Source organism: Natronincola ferrireducens (assembly GCF_900100845.1).
Taxonomy (GTDB): domain Bacteria; phylum Bacillota; class Clostridia; order Peptostreptococcales; family Natronincolaceae; genus Natronincola_B; species Natronincola_B ferrireducens.
This window is the reverse complement of sequence record NZ_FNFP01000001.1, coordinates 785,580-809,066: the sequence shown is the minus strand read 5'-3', so window position 1 is coordinate 809,066 and position 23,487 is coordinate 785,580. Positions and strand designations below refer to the sequence as shown.

The window sequence follows — 23,487 nt, the reverse complement described above, 5'->3', positions numbered from 1 at the left end:
TTCTTATTTTACTATTATCCTATTATTTTTTTCCTGCTGCACTTGCTCCAGCAATTCTACCAAATACTGCAATTTCAGCTAGGGCATTTCCACCTAAACGATTTGAACCGTGGATACCACCCGTAACCTCACCAGCTGCATATAATCCAGGGATAACCTTTCCATTTACGTCAAGCACCTGTGCACTTGTATTGATTTCAATTCCACCCATTGTGTGGTGAACTGTTGGCACACGTGGTCCTGCATAGAATGGTGCTGTATCAATTGTTTTATCAACTAATGTTCTTCCAAATGCATCTGGCTCACCCGTTTCCACCGCTTTATTAAATTCCTCTAAAGCTTTGGTAAGATTATCAGCATCAACTCCAATTTTTTCTGCTAACTCTTCAAGAGTATCTCCTTTAAATGCTCTGCCTTGATCTATAAGTTCATCAATAGTTTCACCAAAGTTATTTAATGTATCTCCTGTGGGATAAGATTTTGAATCAAGGATGATCCACATTGAAGCATCCTCTTGCTCCATTAAAGCACGGGTCATAACATCTCGACGAGCACCTTCATCTACAAAACGATTACCATCTTTATTAACAAAAATACTGCTGGTAACTCCTTTATTAACATTACCACTAAGACTTCCAGTTACTGGATCACCTAAAGGAAGTAATTGCATATGCTCTAATCCAACAAAATTTGCACCTACTGCTTCAGCCATTACTAGTCCATCACCTGTTGCCCCTGGGTGATTTGTACTTTTATAACTAGTAAGAGTTGGCCAATTTTCATTGTATCTATCCCTTAGCTCTGGATTAGCAGCAAATCCACCGGTTGCAATAATTACTCCATTATTGGCATTAATTATAACCTCACCATTTAACCCTTTCCCTTTAACACCTACAACCCTATCATCTTTTACAATAAGATCTATTATTTCTGTATCTAATAAAATTTTCATATCATCTTGATGCTCATTAATATAATGTTCATATGTGCTTATATAACCTGTTCCTAAAGGTTTTATAGTCTTATGTCCTCTTGGCCACAGACCACCTGCAACTGTAAAGACTTCATCTGCAAACTCTAAACCTAAACCTTCAAGCCATTCGATAGCAGGGTAAGCTCCTTCTACAAATGTTCTTATTAATTCTGTATTGCCAACTTTATCTCCACCTTCATAGGTTTGAGTAAAATGTAAATCAAGAGAATCTTCTATCCCTTGTTTTTCTTGTCTTCCAGGATCTACTGCATTAAAGGCTGATCCAGCTAAAATAGTGTTTCCCCCAAGTCTTGGCATTTTTTCAGCAAGGATAACCTTAGCACCGTTTTCATGGGCAGATACAGCAGCTGCAAGACCTGCACCTCCACCACCAATAACAACAACATCAGTTGTATATTCAACGGTTTCACCTACAACACTTGTGCTCTCGCCTTTTACACTTAGTGCATCAATATCTGCACCTGCCTGCTTAAGAGCATTAATTACAGCTTCAATAATTGCATCGCTTGTAATCGTTGCACCTGAAATACTGTCTACTGCTAAGGTCTGTCCATCAACAATAGCACTTGGAATTCTATCAATTGCTGGATCGGATATTCCTGCACTTTCATTATGTTCTAATATTTTAATTTCTTTAATTTTATATTCATCTACAGTAACCTGAACCGTTATATCTCCATTGTGTCCAGCTGCCGATGCCTTATATACACCAGCTTTAAATAATGCTTCACCTGATGATTCTGTAGATTTTGATTGGCAACCAATTAAGGAAACAGTCAGTATAATACACAATAATAGCGAAATAGCTTTTTTTGATTTAAACATCTTTGTCCTCCTCTAAACATTTCTTCTTTAAAATTATTATGTTCATTTACTTGATTAGTAGCTGCAAAATACTAATTGATAAATTTATGTCCCATTACTACCTATATCTTCCTCCTTTTGTATATTTATTAAGCCATGTTTTCTAAATTTACTTCATATCTACTTAAAATATTGACTCTAGTAAATAATATAAAGCCTGTGGTAACCACAGGCTCAATAGTTTTTAGTTATTTTTTTGTCATTATTTTATTCTTATTTTACAATAATGGTAATTAACCAAATTATCTCCTTTATACTTTGATGTGACAAAAAAAGTTATCATATCGCCACATATTTCATATCCAGCATCATTAATCTGCCTAAAAACAGGTTGGAAGGCAGACCAGTCATAAGGCTCATTATCAAATTTTCCAAAAACTGTATAACAGATTCTACCACCTTCTATTTTTTCTGCAGATTCAATTAATTCTTGTGGAAAATTAATTTTCCTAGCTACATCAGCCTCAATTATTATCCCATTATCATAAGGAAGTTCTTCATACATATATTTTATTTTTGATGCTTTCACCCTTCTTGCCCATTGGGCAACAGGAAAATACTCAACCCATCGTTTCCTAAGGCTATCATTTTTGTGATCTGTTTCATATTGATCAAACCTTTGGGTAGTAAAATAATATACATCTGGCATTTCTTTAATGACAAGTCTTCCATTCAAATCTTCAGCATCTTGAACTTTTTTCTTATATGCCTCTAAACTATTGATTCGCTCGTCTAAAAATACCCTTTGTTTTTTTAACGCTTCAATTTTATAGTCAACACTATCTTTTATATAATCCAGGGATTCCCATTCTATAATCTTAGCTGCTTCCTCAATTGTAAAATCAAAGGTTCGAAAAATACGACAACTATTGAATTTGCGAATATCACTGGCGGTATACAGTCGATAGTTATTCTCTTTATCTCTACGGGGCTTAAGGATTCCTTTATTTTCATAATGTCTTAATGTTTCAATACCAACACCTAATATACTTGCCATTTGTTTGGTAGTATAATATTTCATCTACTCACCTCTTTTACTATGTATTTATTATACTATCCTATCAACACTGCATATATAATATAGTATTTTATCTATTTATGATACTTGAAACAAATAACATTTTTATTTATAATACTTTCTTTATCCCTACAATAAACCCTTACAGTTTATTGTAGGGATAAAGAAGGTATTATGGGATCTAATTTAAATTATATGCCCCAACTATTGGCTAAATTTACATTTAAGGAAAGTGAAATAGTGCTGGATAAAATCCAGCAAGAATAGGATTTACCTAGCACTATTTAATCCTAATAGTTCAATTTAACTAAATTGGGATCATTAGAAAATGAAATGAAATTAAACAAAAATAGGACATCATCCCAACCTTCCTCCATTAAAGCTCCTACACTGCCATTATAATATCGAAGGTCAACTATTTCTATCTGAGAATAATGTTTTGTCAAGAAAGGAATCATACTGTTGGCATAGGAATCCTTAAACACCAAAAGTTTTTTTTCTCTTATTTCCGAGTTTAAGTTAGTCTTAATAGAAGCTCTACCAGGATTGTTGTGAAGAAACATACCGTACTTATCACGTCCCTTTGTAAATGTTAAATCATAGATAGAGGGTTGTAGTACCCCATCTAAATAAAAATCAGCATCTAAATTTGGGTCATAAAAAATCAAATCGGCATGTCCCTCCTTTCTCTTGGCAGCAGAGTAAAAAGTACCATAAAAGTCCTCAATAACTTCAGGATTGAATTCCTCCAGTGGCATCGGTGAAAATCCTACTTGTTTAGCATAAGCCTCATAAGCATAATAAGCTCCTAAGGTGGTCCAGTGATGATCTAATCTATAATAAATGTATTCGTCATCATGTTTTTTAAGTGCTTCATATAAATTCACCACTTTCCCCTTTGGCAAATTTAATTCCTCCTCCAACCATTGAAGCCATTTAGCCTGATCCACATTATATAGACCTATTGGTGCTAATTTTTCTAAAACAGCATAGCTGTTAGGTGGGATAGCAACATAAACATTTTCTTTTTCATAGGTTTCAATAAACTTATTCAATAGTTCAACATTGGTAAAAAATTCGTCTGGCAAGGTTATATATTTGTTAAATAAATATCCATCTTTTCCAAAAACAATATTGTTGTTTTCTTTTTTTAACAGTGCTTTCTCTAAGAAAACCTTTAACTCCATCCACTTATTTCTAAAAACAAACTGATCAGCCACATAATTTTCATAGTTTTGTGTGTATCTCCCACTAATCAGATCATCCCAACGGAAATCTGGTTTCTGGGATAAATAGCGATTTTCAAACTCTGAAAATACCCTGTTAGGTATCGATAAATCAGCTGTTATTAAAACCCCCATAAGCATAACAAAAACCCAAATAGTAAAATTCTTCAACCCTAAATCACCTCCTAATACATCCTGAAATAATATGCAAAGTAAATGGATGTCCTTCTTTGACCATTTTCTGTTTTATATTAACCTGTTTACTAATTGAATAATATCTAAAACCTAAAATATAGGAATGGATTAAAGCTGGAATCCACCAAATAACTCACTGAAATCAAAAACAGTATCATCAAGGCTGTTCCAACTGGTACCAATCGATGGGCATATCCTTCATACACCTTTTTAACCCAAGGGGTTGAAAATAGAATAGCTAATATAAATGTCATTCCATAGGTGTTAAGGGCATACAAATAATCTTGTCCCCCATGAAAAGAAAACATTTTATATACGTAGAGACACATCTCAGTAAGATTTGGTGTAGCAAAAATCACCCAGCCAAAGATTACCACCGTCATGGCATATATATGAGATATAATTTTATGATGATGAAGCCATTTTAACAAAAATTGTTTTTCTATTATTAAAAATAAGGCAAAATAAAGTCCCCATAAAATAAAATTCCAACTGGCACCATGCCAGAATCCAGTTAAAAACCAAACGATGAATAAATTGAACCGTTGCCTTTTTAAGCCTTTGCGATTGCCCCCAAGGGGAATATACACATATTCTCTGAACCAATCCCCAAGGGTTATATGCCATCTTCTCCAAAACTCTGTAACACTTGTAGACATATAAGGGAAATCAAAGTTTTTAGGGAATTCAAAACCAAGCATTTTACCAAGACCGATGGCCATAAGGGAATAACCACTGAAATCAAAATAAATCTGGAATCCATACCCAATAACCCCCAACCAAGCCATAGCCATAGACACATTCATTACTCCTATTGCCTGTACGTCCTCCCACAGCATACCCATGGCATTGGCAATAACTACTTTGCTAGCAAGACCCATCACAAAGTAGCGAATACCTTCACTAACTTGGTGTAGCTTTATCTTTCGATCCTTCAGTTCTTTTTGTATGTCTACATATTTTACAATTGGCCCTGCAATAAGCTGGGGAAACAGACATACATATGCCCCAAAATCAATAATATTTTTTTCAGCTTTTATTTTTCCTTTGTACACATCTAACGTATAGGACATGGTTTGAAAAGTGTAGAAACTAATCCCCAAGGGAAGTGTTAATCCCAGAGGCATTAGTTCTATATGTGGTACTCTGTTTAAATTCCCAATAAAAAAGTCCATATATTTAAAGGTCATAAGAAAGCCCATATTCATTAATACAGAAAAAGTTAAAAACAGTCGCTTTGCCCAAAGCTGTTGAGTCCCTTCAATGCCATTGGAGGCTATATAGTCAACTACAATGGAAATAAGCATAATTAAAACATACCTTGGCTCACCCCAGGCATAAAAAAGAAGACTAATAATAAGCAATACCCCATTTTTAAAAAAATGGGGTGTTACATAATAGATACCTAAGGCAATAGGTAAAAATCGAAATAAAAACAATAAGCTGCTAAATACCATTTTATTTCACTAAGCCTTCTATAGCTTCCACTGCAATTTGTACCTGCTCTTTAGCAAATTCTAGTGCCTCTTCTTCTGTTTGTTCAACATTATCATTAAATCCACCAAGCATTAAAAAGAATACATGGTCTTCAATCACTAAAATTTCTGCAGATTGAACCTTTGCTAGATTCATAGGATATTGCATGCTGTTTTCAACTAAATCAGTATGATATGCTCTTAAAGCATCTGCTACTTTATTAACAGAATCTGCTTCTACTTTTAATCCAATAAATGTGTCTACATGTGTACTCATCATGGGTCCTTCTGCAATGTATTCTTTTACTGAATCCATTGGAACACCATAAATATCTGCTAAAAAATCTTCTTGAATAGCCATTGATGGAATGTAATCTTCCCCATAGGCTTCCTTAACAGCTTCATGGGCCTTCTCTAAAAAATCATCTCCTAAGTTCACTGCGCTTTCTGATGAACACCCTACAAACATAAATGTCATTGCTAAAACTATTGTCAAGCTAATCATTAATTTTATTTTTTTCATTTTTATAATTCCTCCTATTTTGTATATTCCTTAGATGACTGAGGTTTTTAAACAATTCTCAGTTGGCTAAGAATCCTATTCTAGTTAAAATGTTGAAATTAAGATTATGTTTTTGTGAATAAGATGCAAATTACGTTGTTGTTTAAAAACTTCATCTAATCAAATACCTCCTTAGCAATTTTGTGTTTTCATTTAATTAGACGAAGGTTATGTAGTTATGTTCCAAGAAATTTATAATGAAATTTATGGGTAAATATCCAATATCCAACATATTTAATTTATTTTTATTTCCTTCATAGTGAATTTATTTTGTTAAAACAGTGGAAAAATAAATTTATGATTACGTAAAGTCAACAAAAATATATTGCTCAAACAACCTTAAACTACTTTTAAAGATTAATAGGTATTTGCACCGCCAATATAGTTAACTTAAAAACTTATTGTTTTATTTATTGCTAGTTAAAAATTAAGATGGTACAATATACTGGAACTTGTTGTGTTGCATAACAATAAATTAGTTTTTATTGTATAGCATACCAATTTATTCAATCATTTTTTAAAAATATTATAAGCAGGTGTGATTAAATGAACAGACGAGATTTACAACTTATTTTCCTTATCCTGCTGATTTCATTTGCGGTATTCACCTTTACTCGTATCATGAGTAATAATATTGAAGATGAATCATATGTCATCATATATGTTGGAACCGAAGAATATCAGAGGATCAGCTTAAGTAATCCTCAAATTGTGACCATTGACCGTAATGGAAAGTACAATGAGGTTAAAGTAACCAGCAACGGAGCTGTAATGCATGCATCAAATTGTGAAAATGAAGATTGTCTCCATCAGGGGGAAGTGACATTGGAAAATATACACACACGTCCTTTGGGTCCATGGATTATGTGCCTACCAAATCAAGTTACCATCGAGTTAGTAAAGGGAGATGAGGAATAATTATTCTACTTCTCTATCAATAAAAAACACTCCCTTTTGGAGTGTTTTTTTAATCGATATGTTATTCTTTTTTACTATTTAGACAGGGACGGGTTTGTAGATATATATCTAAATGGGAATTAGATCCCCTAGTAATGAGGTCAGTAATTATTTTAGCCAACACCATACTATAAACCATACCATTATCACCATAGGCCATGAGGAAATACCAGTTAGGGAATTCTCCATAACTGCCTATCATGGGCAAACCATCATGAGTGCCACCATAAATAGCCGACAAATAAAACTCAGGGAAAACTTCAATGTTAGGAAAAAGTTTGTTAAATTCTTGGATTAACAAATCCTTTTTATGAAATAACATACCATCACGTTTTTCAGGAATTATGGTCGTTTCATCTAATCCACCAATAATAATACGATTATCCGCTGTAGTCCGCATATAAATATATGGTCGTGCTGTTTCCCAAATTAAGGTTTGTTTGTACCAATCAGATAAATCCTCCACTTGATTGGTTACTATAGCATAGGAGCTTTCAAATACTACGTTTTTGTCCTGCTTAAATTCTTGACATTCGTAGCCTGCAGCAACAATTACATAACGGGTTTTGATGGTACTTCCGTTTTTAGTATGAAATAAAGTATAATCTTTTTCAACCTTCTTTCCGTGTATATAGGTGTCCTCAAATATCCGCACACCTTTTTTATAGGCCTTATGTATAAGTTCCACAGTAAACTTATAAGGATTTACTTCAGCATCATTTTTAGTATAAATAGCCCCTGGTTTTTCAAAGGGATAAAGGTGTCCAATTTCATTTGATGATAACAACTGAACTTCAAACCCATGTTTCTTTAAATACCTATATTCCTTCTGTAGTTTGCTTGTATCCTCTTGATAACTTGCATAATAAAGACTATCTCGCCGGACAAAATCAGGACTTTTCTCTAAAAGTCTACAGGCTTCTTCTATCTCATTTATAGCCGTTAAACATAACTTTAAATGGGTAGCGGCTGTTTCTTCGCCAAAACTATTAATCAACTCATAAAACATTTTATCACCTGAATACTGTATAAGAGCAGTATTTGAGGATGTACTTCCATGACCTATTTTTTCTTTATCTACTAAAACTACATCCAACCCTTTATCCCATAAATAATAGGCAGATTGTGCCCCTGAGGTACCTCCGCCTATTATTAAAACATCACATTCAATATCACCTTCAAGTGGTGGATAGAAAGGAGGGTTATTTATGGTTTTATTCCAATAAAGCTTCCCTGACTGCAAATTCATTTTTATATTAGCCTCCTATTGATTTAAAAGTATAGTTTCATTATATTATAAACCGATTATAGAATTGTATTCTCGATATTAGAGGCTAATCTATTGCTATCCTTAAAGCCCTCTATGACCCCTTTGACATGTAGGGGTCATAGAGGTTTCATATTTAAATTTCATTTATCTAAATTATGGATCATTATATTTTTATCAATATATCTTTCTACATCCTTAGCAGTAGGCAAGTTTAATATATGATCTAACATACCTTCTACATCTTTTTTAGAAGTATTTCTAATTAAATATCTAGCTTTTAAAATAGATGATGCACTCATACTAAATTCATCTAATCCCATGGCTAAAAGTATTGGTATAAGCTTTTCATCCCCTGCAACTTCTCCACACATCCCTACCCAGATACCTTCCTTATGACCATTTTCTATAGTCATTCTTATTAAAGATAGTACTGCTGGATGAAATTGATTATACAGATTAGATATTTCTTGATTTCCTCTATCAACTGCCAAAGAATATTGGATTAAATCATTTGTTCCTATACTGAAAAAATCAACTTCCTTAGCAAACTGTCTTGAGTGTACTGCTACTGCAGGAATCTCCACCATGATTCCTATTTCTATATTTTCACTAAACCTGATATTTTCTTTTCTTAAGTCCTTTTTAACTTCTTCAAGTATAAATTTGCACTGTCTTAGCTCTTCTATACTTGAAATCATAGGAAACATTATTTTTATGTTTCCATATGCACTGGCCCTTAAAATAGCTCTTAGTTGAGTTGTGAATATCTCCTTATTATCTAAGCAAAATCTTACTGCTCTATATCCTAAAAAAGGATTCATTTCCCTCGGAATATTTAAATATGGAATTTCCTTATCTCCCCCTATATCTAATGTTCTAATTACTAAGGGTTTTCCATTTAGTTTTTCTGCAACTATTTTATAGGCTTCAAATTGTTCATCTTCCGTAGGCAGTTTGTCACTATACATATATAGAAACTCTGTTCTATAAAGACCTACTCCCTCACCATCATTTTCTATTACCTTGTCTATATCCTGCAGAGCACCTATGTTTCCCGCTAACTCTACTTTGTATCCATCCTTGGATATGGATTCTTGTCCCTTCATCTTGTCTAGTTTTTGTTGTAGTTTTTCTAAATCTTCCTTCTCTTTTGTATATAGTATAACTTCATCTTTAGTAGGATTTATAATAATGTCTCCTGTTGAACCATTGACAATCATTAAGTCATCTTCTTTTGCTATATCTGTAATATTTTTTACACCACATACGGCAGGAATATTCATAGTTCTAGCCATTATAGATGTATGGGACGTACGTCCTCCTATTTCTGTTACAATTCCAGCTACCATGTCTTTATTTATTTGTGCTGTATCGGATGGGGTCAAGTCTTCAGCTACAATAATTACTTCTTTATCTATTAAAGACAAATCCTTAGTTTCTATATTTAATAATATCCTTAATAGTCTATTAGATACATCCTTTATATCTACAGCCCTTGCTTTTAGATATTCATCTTCCATTTCATTAAAAATAGAAATATATGAATTAGTTATTTCACTAACTGCCCATTCACTATTTATATTGTCAACTAATATTTTTTCCTTTATAGAGTTGATGTATTCTGGATCCTCTAATATCATTTTATGGGCAGCAAATATTTCTGCTTCTTTTTCTCCTAGCTTTTCTAAAGTTATATCATATATATTATCTATGTCTATTATTGCTTTATTAATAGATTGATTTAATCTTTCTACTTCTAGTTCACTGTTTAAAACACTTTCTTTAGAAATCTTTATCTCAGGGTCTTTATATATTAGAACCTTGCCTATACCAATACCTGCCGAAGTTCCTAAGCCTTTCAAAAAGATCTCCTCCTAATCCATTATGTTGTTTTCAATAAGATCCCCTAGCTCCTTCACTGCTTTTTCTTCATCTTCACCTATAGCTTTTATTACAAGGCTGTCTCCCTTTACAGCCCCCATACTCAATATGCTCATTATACTTCTAGGGTTGTATTCCTTTTCATTTTTAATAATTTTTATATCACTAGTATATTTTCCTGCCTCTTTTACAATCATAGATGCTGGTCTAGCATGTAATCCTGTATCATTTAGCAATACTATTTCTTTTTCAACCATAGTATCATCCCCTAATTATATTTTTTTCACTATTTCAACTTAAACCTAAATTTTTGCCATGGCTTTATATAATCAAGTAAAAACATTTCTTCATCAGCAATCTTTCCAACAACTGAAGATCTATTGCTATTTTTCATAGGTTTTAAAACCAAATGTACTTCTCCAGCATAATGGGCATATAAGCTGGATTCAATTACAATATCACCCTTTTCCATATCCTTTGGATTGAGTAGTTTGAATTCATGGCCTTTATACTTCACTCTAGATTGAGTAGATCTAATCATATATTCAGAAATATCTCCTCTATTAAAATGAAGCTCCTTTAACAAAATATTTCTTTCCACTTCTGGAAGGTTTTCATCTATCTCTATATTTAACTCTAAAATGTTTCTATTAATTGATCCTAAAGTCCTTAGCTCTTCTTCAGAAGCAAAGCAGTTAGAAATAATAATATCATCGATTAATTCAGTATTTATTAAATCTTTAGCTTGAACTTCAATAGGTAATTCCCTATGCTCTTCCATAGTAGGCAGGCCTTCATTTATATCCCAGGGACCAAAAGTTGCTTCATTAGATGAAACAAAAGCCGCAGTTCTAAGGCCATATTTCTTAAATGTTTCAGTTGTTTTCATAAAATGCTCTCTAGATATTCCTGTATATCTATGGGGATAAAAATTGTGACACCCAATTATATTTTCTTTGTTAGGTAAGTAGCTTATAACATTGTCTAAATACTTGGTTCCACTACTAATATTTAATTCTATCTTCAATCCATAGGAATTAAATGACATGATACTTTCCTCATTACCGCTAAATCCCATATCAAGTCTAATCCCTGTAAGTCCTATATCACTAAATATTTTTAAATCTTTATAATCTATATTTAAATCCTTAAAAACCTTTGGAGCAACATCTGCTATTATCTCCATGTTTAATTCTCTAGCATAATTAACTATATCCTTAAACCTTTCTAGTATCTCTTCATTTTCAACAGTTAAAAAATTTAGAAATACCCTGCTAAATCCATATTTTGCTGCCAAGCTTAAATACTTTTTATTATCCTCTAAACTGCTTTTGTCTGGGTAAACAGATACGCCTAGTTTAACCATGGTGTTTTTCTTCCTTTAGAGAATGTATTACTTGATATAACTCTACAAATTCAGTTGCCATATCCCTTACAGTAATGGCATTCATTAAATGGTCTTGAGCATGGATTAATAGGAGAGATATAGATTTTGTTTCTCCTCTAGCCTCTTCTTGTATTAATAAAGTTTGGTTTTTATGGGCTTCTGATAATTTATTGTTAGCCTCTTCTATAGACTTTTTAGCTTTTTCAGACTCTCCGTCCTTAGCATATCCAATAGCTTCCATACAAAGACTTCTAGCCTCTCCACTATAATTAATTATATTTATTATTGTAAGTTCTAAATCCATTCTAATCTCTCCTTTATCTATTTGCCCTATGGAATTCTTCATTAAAAAATCTCGGTAGGTATTGTTTGTTGGCTTCAAGCATTTCATCTAGCAATTTATGCCCTAATACATCATTTGCTATTAGCGGATTTAATGTTATTGCAAGTAATGCTTTTTCGTAGCTTCCTTCTACAGCAGCCTCAGCTCCATTTATTTCAAATGCCTTTATTTGACTAATTAATCCTTTTATACTTAGGGGAAACTCATTTATAAACTTATATGGTATTGGGCCTTCCTTCGTAATATAACTGCTAATTTCTATAGCATAATCTGGTGGAAAGTCTTTAATTGTGTTTCCATTTATAGTAGTTACAACCTGTAAGTCACCTTTATTATTATAGATTGATGATATTAAATTACAGGCTGCATCAGAGTAATAGGCTCCACCCCTTTTTTCTAACTCATTAGGTTTTGTGTTTAATTCCACATTTTTATAAATATTAAATAACTCTGTTTCTGTTTTAATAACTTCCTCTGCCCTTGTAATTCCATTTTTATATTGATCTAATTGACTTTCTAACATATGGGACTGCTTATAATAATATTTATGGTAGGGACATGGAATTAAATTTAATGCCCTTAAAAAGCCTTCGTCCCATTCCATTGGATCTATATTTTTCATATTAACTAAAGCAGAGTCATTAATATATTTTTCAAAAACTTCTGATGTCCTATTTTCATCATCTACAAATATATTAAATCCATATACCATGTGGTTTAAACCAGCAAAATCAATTCTTATTCTATGGTGATCTATATCTAAAATCTTAGCTATACCCCTTTCTATACCTACAGGTACATTGCAAAGACCAACAAATTTTCTATGCTTTGAATATCTAATTAAAGCTTCCATAACCATTCCAACAGGATTTGTAAAGTTAATTAACCATCCATTAGGACATAATTCGCTCATTTCATTAGCTATTTCTAATATTACAGGTATAGTTCTTAGTCCCTTAAACAAACCGCCTGCTCCATTGGTTTCTTGACCTATAAACCCATGTGCCAAAGGAATTCTTTCATCCTTAGCTCTTGCTTTTAGTTGTCCTACTCTAATCTGTATTGTTACAAAGTCTGCATCTTTAATTGCCTTTTTTCTATCTGCTGTTGTAAATATTTTCATTGGTATGTTAGCTTTATTTACCATTCTTCTTGCCAGGTCTCCGATAATTTCAAGCTTCTCTAAGCCTTCTTCTATATCTACAAGCCATAATTCGTCTACAGGCAATTCATTATATCTATTTATTAAACCCTCTAAAAACTCAGGTGTATATGAGGAGCCACCACCTATTGTGGCTATCTTGAGGAATTTATTCATATAGCCAACTCCTTTGGATTAACTAGAAGGGACCATTGTGGTCCCTTATTCTCCTAGCCCTTTACTTCTTCTTTTTCCCTCTCTATTGCTTGTTTTTCAGCTAATCTTACAAATGGCAGATAAATCAGTACAGCTACAATTAAATTTACTATAGCTAGCAATGCTGCCATAATACTACCTAACCCCTTAGCACCAGTTGCTAAAAACGCTCCAATACCTACTGGGGTAATCCAAGGTATTTGTACGTAAGTTGGTGGTACTATTCCCGAAGCTGTAGCTATAAAAGCAATTAAGGATAATACTCCTGGTACTAATAAAAATGGAATAAATAATATAGGATTTAACACTACAGGAAGTCCATATATTACAGACTCATTAATCTGGAATAACCCAAGTGGAGATGAAAGTTTAGCCACTTCTCTATATTCTTTTCTTTTCTTTGCAACCATAAAAATTGCAATGATTAAAGCTAAAGTTGCTCCAGATCCACCTATATGAACAAATGAATCAAAGAAAGCCTTTGTTATTAAGTGTGGTGCCTCACCACCTGCCATAATTGCATCATAATTCTCACCAAGTGCTGGTAAATATACAGACTGCATTATTGGTTCAAATATATTTGCACCATGTATCCCAAAGAACCATAGTAAGTTCATTAGAATAGGCATTAATACAACTGCCACCATACCCTGTGTAATACCCATAAGGGGTTGTTGTACTAAATTAAATATTAGTTCATATAAACTACCAAATCCTGCTTTATCAATAACAAGGGTTAATGCCCCAAATATAAATATTGCAATGAATCCTGGAAATACAGAAGCAAAGGCTTTGCCTACAGCCGGTGGTACGGTGTCAGGCATCTTAATTACTAAACCTTTTTTAGTTAGCTTAACAAATATTTCTGTAGCAATTAAAGCCACCACAAGGCCTGTAAATATACCTCTAGCATCTAAGTAGCCCCAATGAATATATCCCCAGCCTGCATCTCCATGGGCTTGTGGTAATGTAACAATAAATGATGCTACAGAAACTAGACCTGCTGATAATCCATCCACACCATATGATTTTGAAAGATTATAGCCCACAGAAAAGGTTACAAGTAAACCAAGCATTGCTAGAGTTCCCCACCAAACATTACCGTTAATAGGTCCTAATATTTGGCCTAATACTGGAATCCAACTTCCTAAAGTGTTGTTCAATAAAACTGCAAAAGATCCTGCTAAAACGATAGGCATAATACCGATAAAACCATCTCTAACAGCAGAGAGGTGTCTTTGGGATCCCATTCTACCTGCAACTGGAACAAATTTTTCTTCCATCCATCTCATAAAATTCTTCATGATTATCCCCCTTAAAAAATAATAAGATAATTACTTCCCTTCTATCATTGAAATAGCATGACTTAATACCTTTGCTCCATTCATAGTCCCATAATCTACACTGTTTATTACGTCTACAGGAATCCCCTTAGGCTCCATTAAAGTCTTCACCTTAGAAAGCATATACCTAACCTGGGGTCCTAATAGTAATACATCTAGGTTCTCTAAATTATTTTTTAAATCAGCTTCTGCAATAGCTTTTATATTTGCTTCTATCCCCTGTTCCTTTGCTGCTTTTTCCATTTTTGTCACCAATAAACTAGTAGACATTCCTGCTGAACATACTAATAAAATATTGTACAAATTAATCCCTCCTTTTCCTTATAATATATAATAATCAGTGTACCAATATATAATGCAATATACGTGCCAACACAGTTATCTATTAATGCTGATTAATTCTAGGTTTATAAAAAAAAAATAGTGTGTAATAAACTGCACACTATTACACACTGCTTTTGTTTTCAATAAACATTTTAACAATATAGGCTATTTCATTATCTTCAATATTAACCTTATAAATATGTTTAATAGTTTTTAATTCTTCCTTTACTATTAGAATATGCTTTAAATGTAATTTCTTAAAGGCATTTAATCCATGAAATACTTTAGGTTTTTCTCCAGCCAAAATACTATCCATCATAAAGCAAATATGAAGTGTCATCCCCATTTTTATATCATTTGTTACTTTAACATTTAAGCTTTTTTCTAATCTATTTATGAGATTTCTAATATCTTTAATTACTAAGTCGCTTTTTAAATGTACTAAATGTTCTTTAAGGGAATCCCATATTCTATCATACATTTCAGCTTCTTCAATTATTTCGTCTAATTTTTCTGCAGTCTCGTTGTAGAAAATATCAATAGCTGGAATAAATGGTATTGATTTTATATTTATATTAACAGCACTAATAATAGCCAATATATTATAGCTTTTCTCCAGCTCTATTATTCTATCCTCCAGCACTATATCATCAATAATATTCATAGTAATTATTTTGATATTCTTATCAGATATAGTATTACTTACAATGTCTGATATCTTCTTGGCTACTCCATCACCTGTAAAACAGGCAGTAATAATGGCGTTTTCTTTTTTTCTACTTCTACTTTGTGGCATATCTATTATTGTCTTATATTCAGTGGATTTTAAAATATCCTCTAGGGAATATCCTACTAGAGCTTTTCTTGCAATATCTAAAACCATTAAAGTGCTTACCATGTCAATGGTTTTAACTTCGATCCCAGTTTCTTCCGTAATCATATGACCAAAGTTTGTCAAAGAGCCCATATCCACCATTAAAATAACACCTTTGTCTCTATGAATATCTAAAATCTTGTCCTTGGTTATTTCATACATTCCCTGAGGGTCTATAGATAATGGCATATCTAGTCCTACAACAAAGTCAGAGCCTATTAAATTATTTACTACCTCCACCATTGAACTTGCAGTACTTCCTCCATGCATTACAACAACAATTTTTACATTTGATTCTATTTCTTTTTTATCTTTAAAATAGTCGGATGCAAAAAACATAGCGAGATATCCTATTTCATCTACTGGTGTTTCAATATTAAATTTATTGTCTATTAATTTTGCTATCTTCATAGCAAATATAAATTCATCTTCATAGTTTATTCGAATAAAATTCAACTTAGGATTATATATTTTTTCCCCATTACTAATTCTTTCAATACTTCTTTCAAGATGGAGAGACAATCCAAAGTATAATCTCTCATCATATTCTCTGTTTAGAATTTTTTTAGCTAATAATAAAATTTCTTCCACTGCATCTACTATTTCCTTATTAATTCTATTGTGAATTTCATCTTTTCTATAATGTCTACTTATTTGTCCAATATATTTTTGAAAATAAGACTCTATATCTACGCTTAGAATCTGATTTATATCCTTTTCATCTATCCCGGACTTCTTGAAGGAATCAATTTTATCTTCAATTATACTATAGAAATCTTCCCCTATATTTTCCTCTTCGTGGGTTAATTTTAAAGGTGCTTCTTCTATTCCACTATACTTTAATATATCACTAGCTCCATTTAACACTTCATTTACTTCTTTCCTATATTCATTTAAATAAAGCAATCCTTTTCTTACATGATTTGGTAAATCACCTTGATTAATCATAAGATAATTATTTGAATTTCCTTTATAATTTAAAAAAGCTTTGGCACAGGAAAGCTGTATATCACTTTTTAGTTGACCAATATTATTTGGGCAATTATATAATAGATAAGAAATAATTGAATTTTTATTGATATAAATACTTTGTCCCAGTCTACTGGATTCTTCTCTAATAAAAGATTCTATTAAAGCGTATCTTTCTACTGTAGACCTTTCTTTTAGACTTGGTAGTTCAATTACCATAGGGATTCTTCTAGAAAAAGTTTGTAACAAATGGGATTCTGGGTTCTCTGTAGTTGCAGCTATTATTCTAACGTTTGCATACACTAACTTCTCACTCTCTCCAAGGGGCCTAAAAAAACCTTTATCTATGTATGTAAATAGCATTTCTTGCCCCTCTGGAGTTAATCTATGGATTTCATCTAAAAAAAGCACTCCTCTATCGGCTTTTTTTAATAGTCCATCTCTATCGGCTTCTGCCCCTGTGAAGGCACCCTTTTTCACGCCAAAAATTTGTGCCGTTAAAAGATTGGGATTGTTAAAATAATCTGCACAGTTAAACCTTATAAAAGGTGCATCCTTGTCTAGTACATTGACCTCTTTAGCATATTCATACATTTGCTCAGCAAACAAGGATTTTCCAACTCCTGTTTCTCCTAGTAGTAAAGTATGAAGACCCTTTGGTGGATATATAATAGCAGCTTTAGCTCTTTCTATCGGAATACTCAAACCCTGCTTAGCTCCAGTAAGCTTGTCTAAACTATTTAATCCATTGTTTAATTTATCTTCGGAGGAAATAATAGTATTATTTGATATTGATTGATATAAAACAGGTCTCCCACCTAACTTTTTTATCTTTTTATCATTATATAAAACATTTAAATATCTACTAATTGTAGATCTGTTTAAGTTCAATTCCTTTGATATATCCATAGCAGATACACCAGCTTTGTTTTTGCCTTCTAAGTCTAAAAGTGTATTATATACCTTCCCAATAACCTTCAACCTATCACCTCACCTTTAACTTCCATTATCAGTTACTATGTGGTATCCATTTTCCCATAACCATAGTACCAAGTATATTTATATCTTTATCTATTAATATCATATCCCCATGTTTTCCAATTTCGATGCTTCCTTTATATTTATCTATTCCTATGGCCTTGGCAGGAGACAAACTTGCCATTCTTATTGCATCCTTCATAGGAATATTTAAATAATATACCATGTTATATACTGCATCTCTTAGATTTAAAGTAGAGCCTGCTAAATTTCCAGTTTCCAATGTAGCTCTACCCTCCTTGACTATTACCTTTTGTCCCCCCAACTCATAAGTACCATCACAAAGCCCTGCTGCCATCATAGCATCCGATACTAATACTATCTTATCTGTCCCCTTCAGCTTGAGGGCAATTTTTACTGCAGCATCATGTAAATGAATTCTATCATATATAATTTCACAATATACTCTTTCATCCAACAATACTGCTCCTATTATACCAGGTTCCCTATGGTTAAATTCTCTCATGCCATTATACAGATGGGTAGCTACAGTAGCACCATAGTTTATACCTACCTCTGATTCTTCAAAGCTTGCACTGCTATGGGCTAATGCCACAGTAATATCCTTAGACTTCAAATAAGCTATAATATCCAGTGCTCTAGGTGTTTCAGGGGCTATAGAAACCATCTTTAGTCTATCTTTAGATATATTGAGAATTTGTTTTATTTCCTCCATATTTGGATTTTTAATATATTTCCCAGGCTGTGCTCCTTTTTTATCTAAGGAGAAAAATGGTCCTTCTAGATGTATGCCTATTAGTTGAGACAATCCCCTTTTGTTTTTATAATCTGCTAGGTTTTTTATGGCATTACACATATTTTCATGGGAGGAGGTTATTACTGTTCCCAAATAAGATGTAACACCATTTTGCAAATGAAATCTACCAATACTATCTAAGGCATCCTCAGTTCTATCCATAATATCAAATCCCGTATTGCCATGGTTATGAATATCAACAAAGCCGGGGACTAAAAAATTTCCTTTCCCATCAATAACTAAATCTATATCTTGTATTTTTATATTATCTTCTATATTTATTTCAACTATTTTATCTTCATTTACAACTACACCATAGCCAAAAAGTATTTCATAAGGGTTAATTAAATTTACATTCTTTATTAAAGTTTTCATACCATCACCTGAATTCCATAAGCTTTTTCATTGAAAATAAATGTAACCTTCGGATACAATAAGAGTAATTTTTTCTTTATTCCATCCCTTATCATCCTTATAGTTATTTTGCTAATTGGTTTGTAATCCTTTGCAACCAATACTTTCAAATCAATCCCTCCTACCTACCCCTTTAAGATTTTATTCTAAACACTTATCATAAAGCAATTATATCACAATTTTCTGATAAACCATCCTGTTAAAAATATTAAATCCTACATACTGTATCGTGCCGTTTAATTCTATATCCTCCCCCATAAATCTACTAATCCATTGATGTTTAGTGGTTTTTCTCTTTTAAAACACCTTATGGGAATATTTCTAATAACAGTATCCAATAATATATGTATTATGTTTATTAGGCGGAGTGATATAAATTGGGTTTATTTGATAAATTTAAGAATTTCAAATCAAATTTTACTATAGGAGATAAACTAAATATTGAAAACAGCAGGGATATTTCTAACAAACTCCATGATAATACTAATTATCTTAAGGATAGGTTTAAGGATTGTAGCGATATTAACTTTAGAGAATTAAAAAAAAGTCTTGGTAATAACAAGTATGGCTCCATCCTTTTGGTTTTTACTGATGGTCTTGTTAATAATGCCATAATTAATGAAAGTATCATTAAACCAATTAATTTTTCTCATAGATTAGACAACATCTCTGATATAAATATCACTCTCCTACAGGATATTATTTTAATTAACAGTGTAAAGGTTACAAAGAAATTTGATGACGTTATTCATAGTATTTTATCTGGAGAAACAGTGTTGCTTATAGATGGCTCCGAAGAAGCTCTTCTGTTAAATACCAGGGGTTGGGAATCAAGATCAGTACAAGAATCTCCAGTAGAAAGTGTTATAAGAGGGTCTAAGGAAGGTTTTGTTGAAGATATACGTACCAACACAGCTATGATTAGGAGAAAACTTAAGGATTCTAGTTTAAAAATCCAAGATTTGAAGGTGGGATCTAAAAGTAACACTAGTATAGCAATAATATATATGGATGATATTGTTAACCAAGAAATTCTCCAATCCGCCTTAAACAAATTAGAAAAAATTAAAATTGATGGTATATTTGATACAGGCTATATTGAACAATTTTTAGAGGAAGATACCTTCTCAATCTTTCCTCAAATGCAAATAACAGAGCGTCCCGATAAAGCCTGTGGTAACTTGTTAGAGGGTAGAATAGTTATTTTAGTTGATGGTTCCCCCGATGCCCTTATATTTCCAGTGGGGTTGGTGCAATTTTTACAATCTCCTGAGGATTATTACGAAAGATTTATTTTTGCAAATATAGTACGTTTTATTAGATTTGTAGGGTTTGTTGTTGCTTCAACCTTTCCATCAATCTATGTTGCAGTTACTACATTTCATCAAGAATTACTTCCCTCAGATTTTGTATTGAATATTGCAAAGGGCAGAGTAGAAGTTCCTTTTCCACCAGTTATAGAGGCTCTCTTGATGGAAATTACAATAGAGCTTCTAAGGGAAGCTAGTGCCCGTCTTCCATCTAGAATTGGACAAACAATTGGTATTGTAGGAGCACTTGTAATAGGAGATGCTGCAGTTAAAGCTGGTATAATAAGTCCTATAATGGTGGTGGTTATAGCCATTACTGCTATTGGTTCTTATATATTTCCTCACTTTAGCACTTCATATTCTGTTCGATTTATAAGACTACCTATGATATTGATGGCAGCAACCTTTGGAGCCTTTGGAATAGTAATCACTTGGGCTTGGATTATTGCTCATATGTGTAAATTGCATTCTTTTGGTCATCCTTTTTTAACACCATTTGCCCCAATTAATACTAAAGATATGAAAGATGCTGCTCTTCGTGGACCTATGGCAACCCTAGCATATTCCCCTTCTTCAGCATCAAATAAAAATAAAAGAGGAAAATAGGATGGAGATAACATTATGATTAAAAAATATGAAACTGGAGAAATATCATCAGGTCAAAGCTATATCATGATTATCAGTATTATGATTGGGACTGGAGTCTTAGGTCTTGCTCGATCTGTTGCAATGATATCTAAGCAGGATGCTTGGATTTCTATTATTCTTAATGGAATAGTCATTTGCTTTATGACGGGAATAATCATTTTGTTATCCAATAAATTTCCAAAACATACATTTTTAAAATATGCTTCTATTTTATTAACTAAACCTATAGCTTATCTTATTGTTTTTCTTTATGGGGTATATGCAATTTTAACTACTGCTTTAGTCATTAGAATTACATGTGAGATGGTTAATACATGGTTTTTACCTAGAACACCAATGATTGTGATTTCTTTTGTTATTGTATCTACCCTTGTGTATATTACAAAGGATGGACTAACCTTTGTAGGACGTTTTAATGAAATTGTTGTTTTTTCAATTATTCCATTTGTATTATTAATTTTTCCTTCTCTTTCAGAAGCCTCTATATTAAACTTAAGGCCTGTAGGAGGAAGTGGTTTTATCAATATCATTAAAGGCGTACCTCCAGCTTTTTACGCCTTTGCAGGTTATGAAGTGCTCTTTCTTATATATCCCTACATATCTAATAAGAATAAAAATAACTTAAGGTACTCCGTGTTATCTATTGCCTTTGTTACAATATTATATACCAGTATTGTAGCCAGTCAAATTGCACTATTTGGCTACCAAGAAATAGTTGGTATTTTATATCCTTCCATCAACTATCTTGACGTTTTAGAATTTCCTATTATTGTACGAATTGAAATTTTCTTTACATTTTTTTGGATTTTTGCAGTGCTAGGTACCCTGACTATCCAGTATATAGCCGGGTGTATAGCCTTCAAGTCTATATTAAAAACAAAACAAATAAGTAAGTTTGTATACATCTTATCACCAATAGTATTTGTTATTTCTTTAATTCCTCAAAACTCTATGGAGGTTATGGAATTTAGTGGAGTAATGGGAAATATCAATATTGGATTTGGAATTATACTTCCTGTCTTACTTCTATTTATGTATATAGTAAAGAGAAAGAGGGTTAATTATGAAAAAGACATGTAAAATACTATCACTTATACTCATATGCTTGCTTTTATCCTCCTGCTGGGATGTAAGACAATTAGATGACTTGTATTTGGTTTATGGTATTGGAGTAGATATCAGCCAGGAAAATCCATCAAAATATTTAATTACTGTAGCAGCTCCAACTATCCATTCAGATGCTAAAAGCCCTAAAATAGAAATTTCTGGTGAGGGTACTTCCCTTAGAAATGCTCAGGATAATATCCAAAATAAGGCATCTAGACGCATTACTTATGCAAATACAAAGGTGTTTTTTATTAGTGAAGAAGTAGCTAGACAAGGTGTTATAAGACATATAGATTCCCTACTAAGGGATCCAGAAGGCAAAGGTACAATTAGGCTCCTAGTAGTTGAAGATAAAGTTGTTGATTTAATGACAATACAGCCTCCAACTAGTCCTCTAGTAACCCTATATGTAAATGATTTGTTAAGGGAAAGTCATTACATGTCAACAATCCCACTTACAACCATGCGAAGATTTAATAATGCTTTCAAAACCGATGGCATAGAGCCTGTGATACCCTTTATAAGGTATGGAAGCAAGCCTGATGAATTTCTCATTAATAGTATTGCTTTATTTAAAGGTAATAAAATGATAGGCAAGCTTGAAGAAATTGAAGGTTTTTCCTTCATGGTGCTAACCGGAGAAGTACAAGGGGGTTTTATGACCTTGCCCTATCCATCAGAGGATACAAATGAAAATCCAGAGTTAGCCCTAAGAATTCTGAGGGGAAAAAGTAACATTAAAACAGAAATCAAAGATTCTCAATTACATATTCATCACCAAATTTCTCTAGTTACCCATCTTTCTGAATTCACTTCCCCAGAACCAGTTTATGATAAAAAGGTTATCGAAGATATGCAAAAGGCTGCAAATCTTCATTTAGAAGCTATCTGTGAAGAACTAATTGTTAAGTTACAAAATCAATATGAAAGTGATAATATTGGATATGGCCGATATGTAAGGGTAAATCACCCAGAGTATTTTGATGCTGATAACTGGAATAAACAATTTTCACAGGCTATTATTAATATTGAAGCCGATGTGGGAATTCAAATGGTGGGTACAGTACAATAGTAGATAACTCTAGCATTATAAGAGTCCAGATAGTATAAACCAATCCGTGCTTACGTGAAAATAAAAGCCCCTTTCCAACATGGAATTATTTATTAATTCTTG

General features: G+C 32.6%; 20 protein-coding genes. 4 read left to right on the top strand and 16 right to left on the bottom strand.

Annotation, left to right across the window (positions count from 1 at the left end; translation table 11 throughout):
- Positions 1–22: 22 nt before the first annotated feature.
- The 5 genes from BLS22_RS03660 to BLS22_RS03640 all read right to left on the bottom strand — a co-directional run bounded on the left by BLS22_RS03660 (position 23) and on the right by BLS22_RS03640 (position 6,295).
- Positions 23–1,819 carry a flavocytochrome c gene (locus BLS22_RS03660; RefSeq protein ID WP_090550455.1) on the bottom strand — a complete coding sequence of 599 codons (1,797 nt, stop codon included), beginning with the start codon at positions 1,817–1,819 and terminating at the stop codon, positions 23–25.
- A gap of 241 nt (positions 1,820–2,060) precedes the next feature.
- Positions 2,061–2,879, bottom strand: a complete 819-nt coding sequence (locus BLS22_RS03655; RefSeq protein WP_090550453.1) for a MerR family transcriptional regulator — start codon at positions 2,877–2,879, stop codon at positions 2,061–2,063.
- A gap of 287 nt (positions 2,880–3,166) precedes the next feature.
- The gene (locus tag BLS22_RS03650) at positions 3,167–4,273 is read right to left on the bottom strand and encodes a DHHW family protein (protein WP_090550450.1); all 1,107 of its coding nucleotides are present in this window, start codon (positions 4,271–4,273) and stop codon (positions 3,167–3,169) included.
- 107 nt (positions 4,274–4,380) lie between these two features.
- Complete coding sequence (locus tag BLS22_RS03645) at positions 4,381–5,754, bottom strand: MBOAT family O-acyltransferase (RefSeq protein ID WP_090550447.1); 1,374 nt, start codon at positions 5,752–5,754, stop codon at positions 4,381–4,383.
- Between the two features lies 1 nt (position 5,755).
- On the bottom strand, positions 5,756–6,295 hold the full coding sequence (locus BLS22_RS03640) for a DUF4358 domain-containing protein (RefSeq protein WP_090550445.1): 540 nt from the start codon (positions 6,293–6,295) through the stop codon (positions 5,756–5,758).
- A gap of 585 nt (positions 6,296–6,880) precedes the next feature.
- Between BLS22_RS03640 and BLS22_RS03635 the strand changes: the two genes are divergently transcribed.
- Positions 6,881–7,252, top strand: a complete 372-nt coding sequence (locus BLS22_RS03635; RefSeq protein WP_090550442.1) for a NusG domain II-containing protein — start codon at positions 6,881–6,883, stop codon at positions 7,250–7,252.
- Positions 7,253–7,313: 61 nt separating this feature from the next.
- On the opposite strand, the gene BLS22_RS03630 is transcribed toward BLS22_RS03635, so the two are convergent.
- The 11 genes from BLS22_RS03630 to BLS22_RS15000 all read right to left on the bottom strand — a co-directional run bounded on the left by BLS22_RS03630 (position 7,314) and on the right by BLS22_RS15000 (position 19,358).
- Positions 7,314–8,540: an NAD(P)/FAD-dependent oxidoreductase gene (locus BLS22_RS03630; protein ID WP_090550440.1), complete on the bottom strand. Its 1,227-nt coding sequence runs from the start codon at positions 8,538–8,540 to the stop codon at positions 7,314–7,316.
- Positions 8,541–8,701: 161 nt separating this feature from the next.
- On the bottom strand, positions 8,702–10,423 hold the full coding sequence (gene ptsP, locus BLS22_RS03625) for a phosphoenolpyruvate--protein phosphotransferase (protein ID WP_090550438.1): 1,722 nt from the start codon (positions 10,421–10,423) through the stop codon (positions 8,702–8,704).
- 12 nt (positions 10,424–10,435) lie between these two features.
- Positions 10,436–10,699, bottom strand: a complete 264-nt coding sequence (locus BLS22_RS03620; RefSeq protein WP_090550435.1) for an HPr family phosphocarrier protein — start codon at positions 10,697–10,699, stop codon at positions 10,436–10,438.
- Between the two features lie 29 nt (positions 10,700–10,728).
- Positions 10,729–11,808, bottom strand: coding sequence for a DUF871 domain-containing protein (locus tag BLS22_RS03615; protein WP_090550433.1), 1,080 nt, complete (start codon positions 11,806–11,808; stop codon positions 10,729–10,731).
- On the bottom strand, positions 11,801–12,133 hold the full coding sequence (locus BLS22_RS03610) for a PTS sugar transporter subunit IIA (protein WP_090550430.1): 333 nt from the start codon (positions 12,131–12,133) through the stop codon (positions 11,801–11,803). Before BLS22_RS03610 ends, BLS22_RS03615 begins: the two co-directional genes overlap by 8 nt.
- 13 nt (positions 12,134–12,146) lie before the next feature.
- A complete protein-coding gene (locus BLS22_RS03605; RefSeq protein ID WP_090550428.1) occupies positions 12,147–13,490 on the bottom strand; it encodes a 6-phospho-beta-glucosidase in 1,344 nt (447 codons plus the stop codon).
- A 53-nt stretch (positions 13,491–13,543) separates the two neighbouring features.
- Positions 13,544–14,833 carry a PTS sugar transporter subunit IIC gene (locus BLS22_RS03600; protein ID WP_090550426.1) on the bottom strand — a complete coding sequence of 430 codons (1,290 nt, stop codon included), beginning with the start codon at positions 14,831–14,833 and terminating at the stop codon, positions 13,544–13,546.
- 30 nt (positions 14,834–14,863) lie between these two features.
- Entirely contained in the window at positions 14,864–15,175 is a 312-nt protein-coding gene (locus tag BLS22_RS03595) for a PTS sugar transporter subunit IIB (RefSeq protein WP_090550424.1), read from the bottom strand.
- Between the two features lie 142 nt (positions 15,176–15,317).
- Positions 15,318–18,020: a sigma-54-dependent transcriptional regulator gene (locus tag BLS22_RS03590; protein ID WP_090550421.1), complete on the bottom strand. Its 2,703-nt coding sequence runs from the start codon at positions 18,018–18,020 to the stop codon at positions 15,318–15,320.
- A gap of 28 nt (positions 18,021–18,048) precedes the next feature.
- Entirely contained in the window at positions 18,049–19,209 is a 1,161-nt protein-coding gene (nagA, locus tag BLS22_RS03585; RefSeq protein WP_090550419.1) for an N-acetylglucosamine-6-phosphate deacetylase, read from the bottom strand.
- Complete coding sequence (locus BLS22_RS15000; protein WP_176762039.1) at positions 19,206–19,358, bottom strand: hypothetical protein; 153 nt, start codon at positions 19,356–19,358, stop codon at positions 19,206–19,208. The genes nagA and BLS22_RS15000 overlap by 4 nt, the downstream gene beginning before the upstream one ends.
- A 267-nt stretch (positions 19,359–19,625) precedes the next feature.
- Between BLS22_RS15000 and BLS22_RS03580 the strand changes: the two genes are divergently transcribed.
- From BLS22_RS03580 to BLS22_RS03570, 3 genes are read left to right on the top strand one after another with little or no spacing between them, the layout of a single operon-like run.
- On the top strand, positions 19,626–21,164 hold the full coding sequence (locus BLS22_RS03580) for a spore germination protein (RefSeq protein ID WP_090550416.1): 1,539 nt from the start codon (positions 19,626–19,628) through the stop codon (positions 21,162–21,164).
- A 15-nt stretch (positions 21,165–21,179) separates the two neighbouring features.
- Positions 21,180–22,286 (top strand): GerAB/ArcD/ProY family transporter, encoded by a 1,107-nt coding sequence (locus tag BLS22_RS03575; RefSeq protein WP_090550413.1) that lies wholly within the window; start codon positions 21,180–21,182, stop codon positions 22,284–22,286.
- Complete coding sequence (locus tag BLS22_RS03570; protein WP_090550409.1) at positions 22,270–23,385, top strand: Ger(x)C family spore germination protein; 1,116 nt, start codon at positions 22,270–22,272, stop codon at positions 23,383–23,385. The genes BLS22_RS03575 and BLS22_RS03570 overlap by 17 nt, the downstream gene beginning before the upstream one ends.
- The last annotated feature ends 102 nt before the right edge of the window (positions 23,386–23,487 follow it).

Excerpts from the sequence above, each read along its gene's own strand:
- BLS22_RS03600 (WP_090550426.1), bottom strand. The coding sequence starts at position 14,833 with ATGAAGAATTTTATGAGATGGATGGAAGAAAAATTTGTTCCAGTTGCA.
- BLS22_RS03655 (WP_090550453.1), bottom strand. The coding sequence starts at position 2,879 with ATGAAATATTATACTACCAAACAAATGGCAAGTATATTAGGTGTTGGT.
- nagA (WP_090550419.1), bottom strand. The coding sequence starts at position 19,209 with ATGAAAACTTTAATAAAGAATGTAAATTTAATTAACCCTTATGAAATA.
- BLS22_RS03610 (WP_090550430.1), bottom strand. The coding sequence starts at position 12,133 with ATGGATTTAGAACTTACAATAATAAATATAATTAATTATAGTGGAGAG.
- BLS22_RS03605 (WP_090550428.1), bottom strand. The coding sequence starts at position 13,490 with ATGAATAAATTCCTCAAGATAGCCACAATAGGTGGTGGCTCCTCATAT.
- BLS22_RS03635 (WP_090550442.1), top strand. The coding sequence starts at position 6,881 with ATGAACAGACGAGATTTACAACTTATTTTCCTTATCCTGCTGATTTCA.
- BLS22_RS03645 (WP_090550447.1), bottom strand. The coding sequence starts at position 5,754 with ATGGTATTTAGCAGCTTATTGTTTTTATTTCGATTTTTACCTATTGCC.
- BLS22_RS03620 (WP_090550435.1), bottom strand. The coding sequence starts at position 10,699 with ATGGTTGAAAAAGAAATAGTATTGCTAAATGATACAGGATTACATGCT.
- BLS22_RS03570 (WP_090550409.1), top strand. The coding sequence starts at position 22,270 with ATGAAAAAGACATGTAAAATACTATCACTTATACTCATATGCTTGCTT.
- BLS22_RS03615 (WP_090550433.1), bottom strand. The coding sequence starts at position 11,808 with ATGGTTAAACTAGGCGTATCTGTTTACCCAGACAAAAGCAGTTTAGAG.
- BLS22_RS03575 (WP_090550413.1), top strand. The coding sequence starts at position 21,180 with ATGATTAAAAAATATGAAACTGGAGAAATATCATCAGGTCAAAGCTAT.
- BLS22_RS03640 (WP_090550445.1), bottom strand. The coding sequence starts at position 6,295 with ATGAAAAAAATAAAATTAATGATTAGCTTGACAATAGTTTTAGCAATG.
- BLS22_RS03630 (WP_090550440.1), bottom strand. The coding sequence starts at position 8,540 with ATGAATTTGCAGTCAGGGAAGCTTTATTGGAATAAAACCATAAATAAC.
- BLS22_RS03660 (WP_090550455.1), bottom strand. The coding sequence starts at position 1,819 with ATGTTTAAATCAAAAAAAGCTATTTCGCTATTATTGTGTATTATACTG.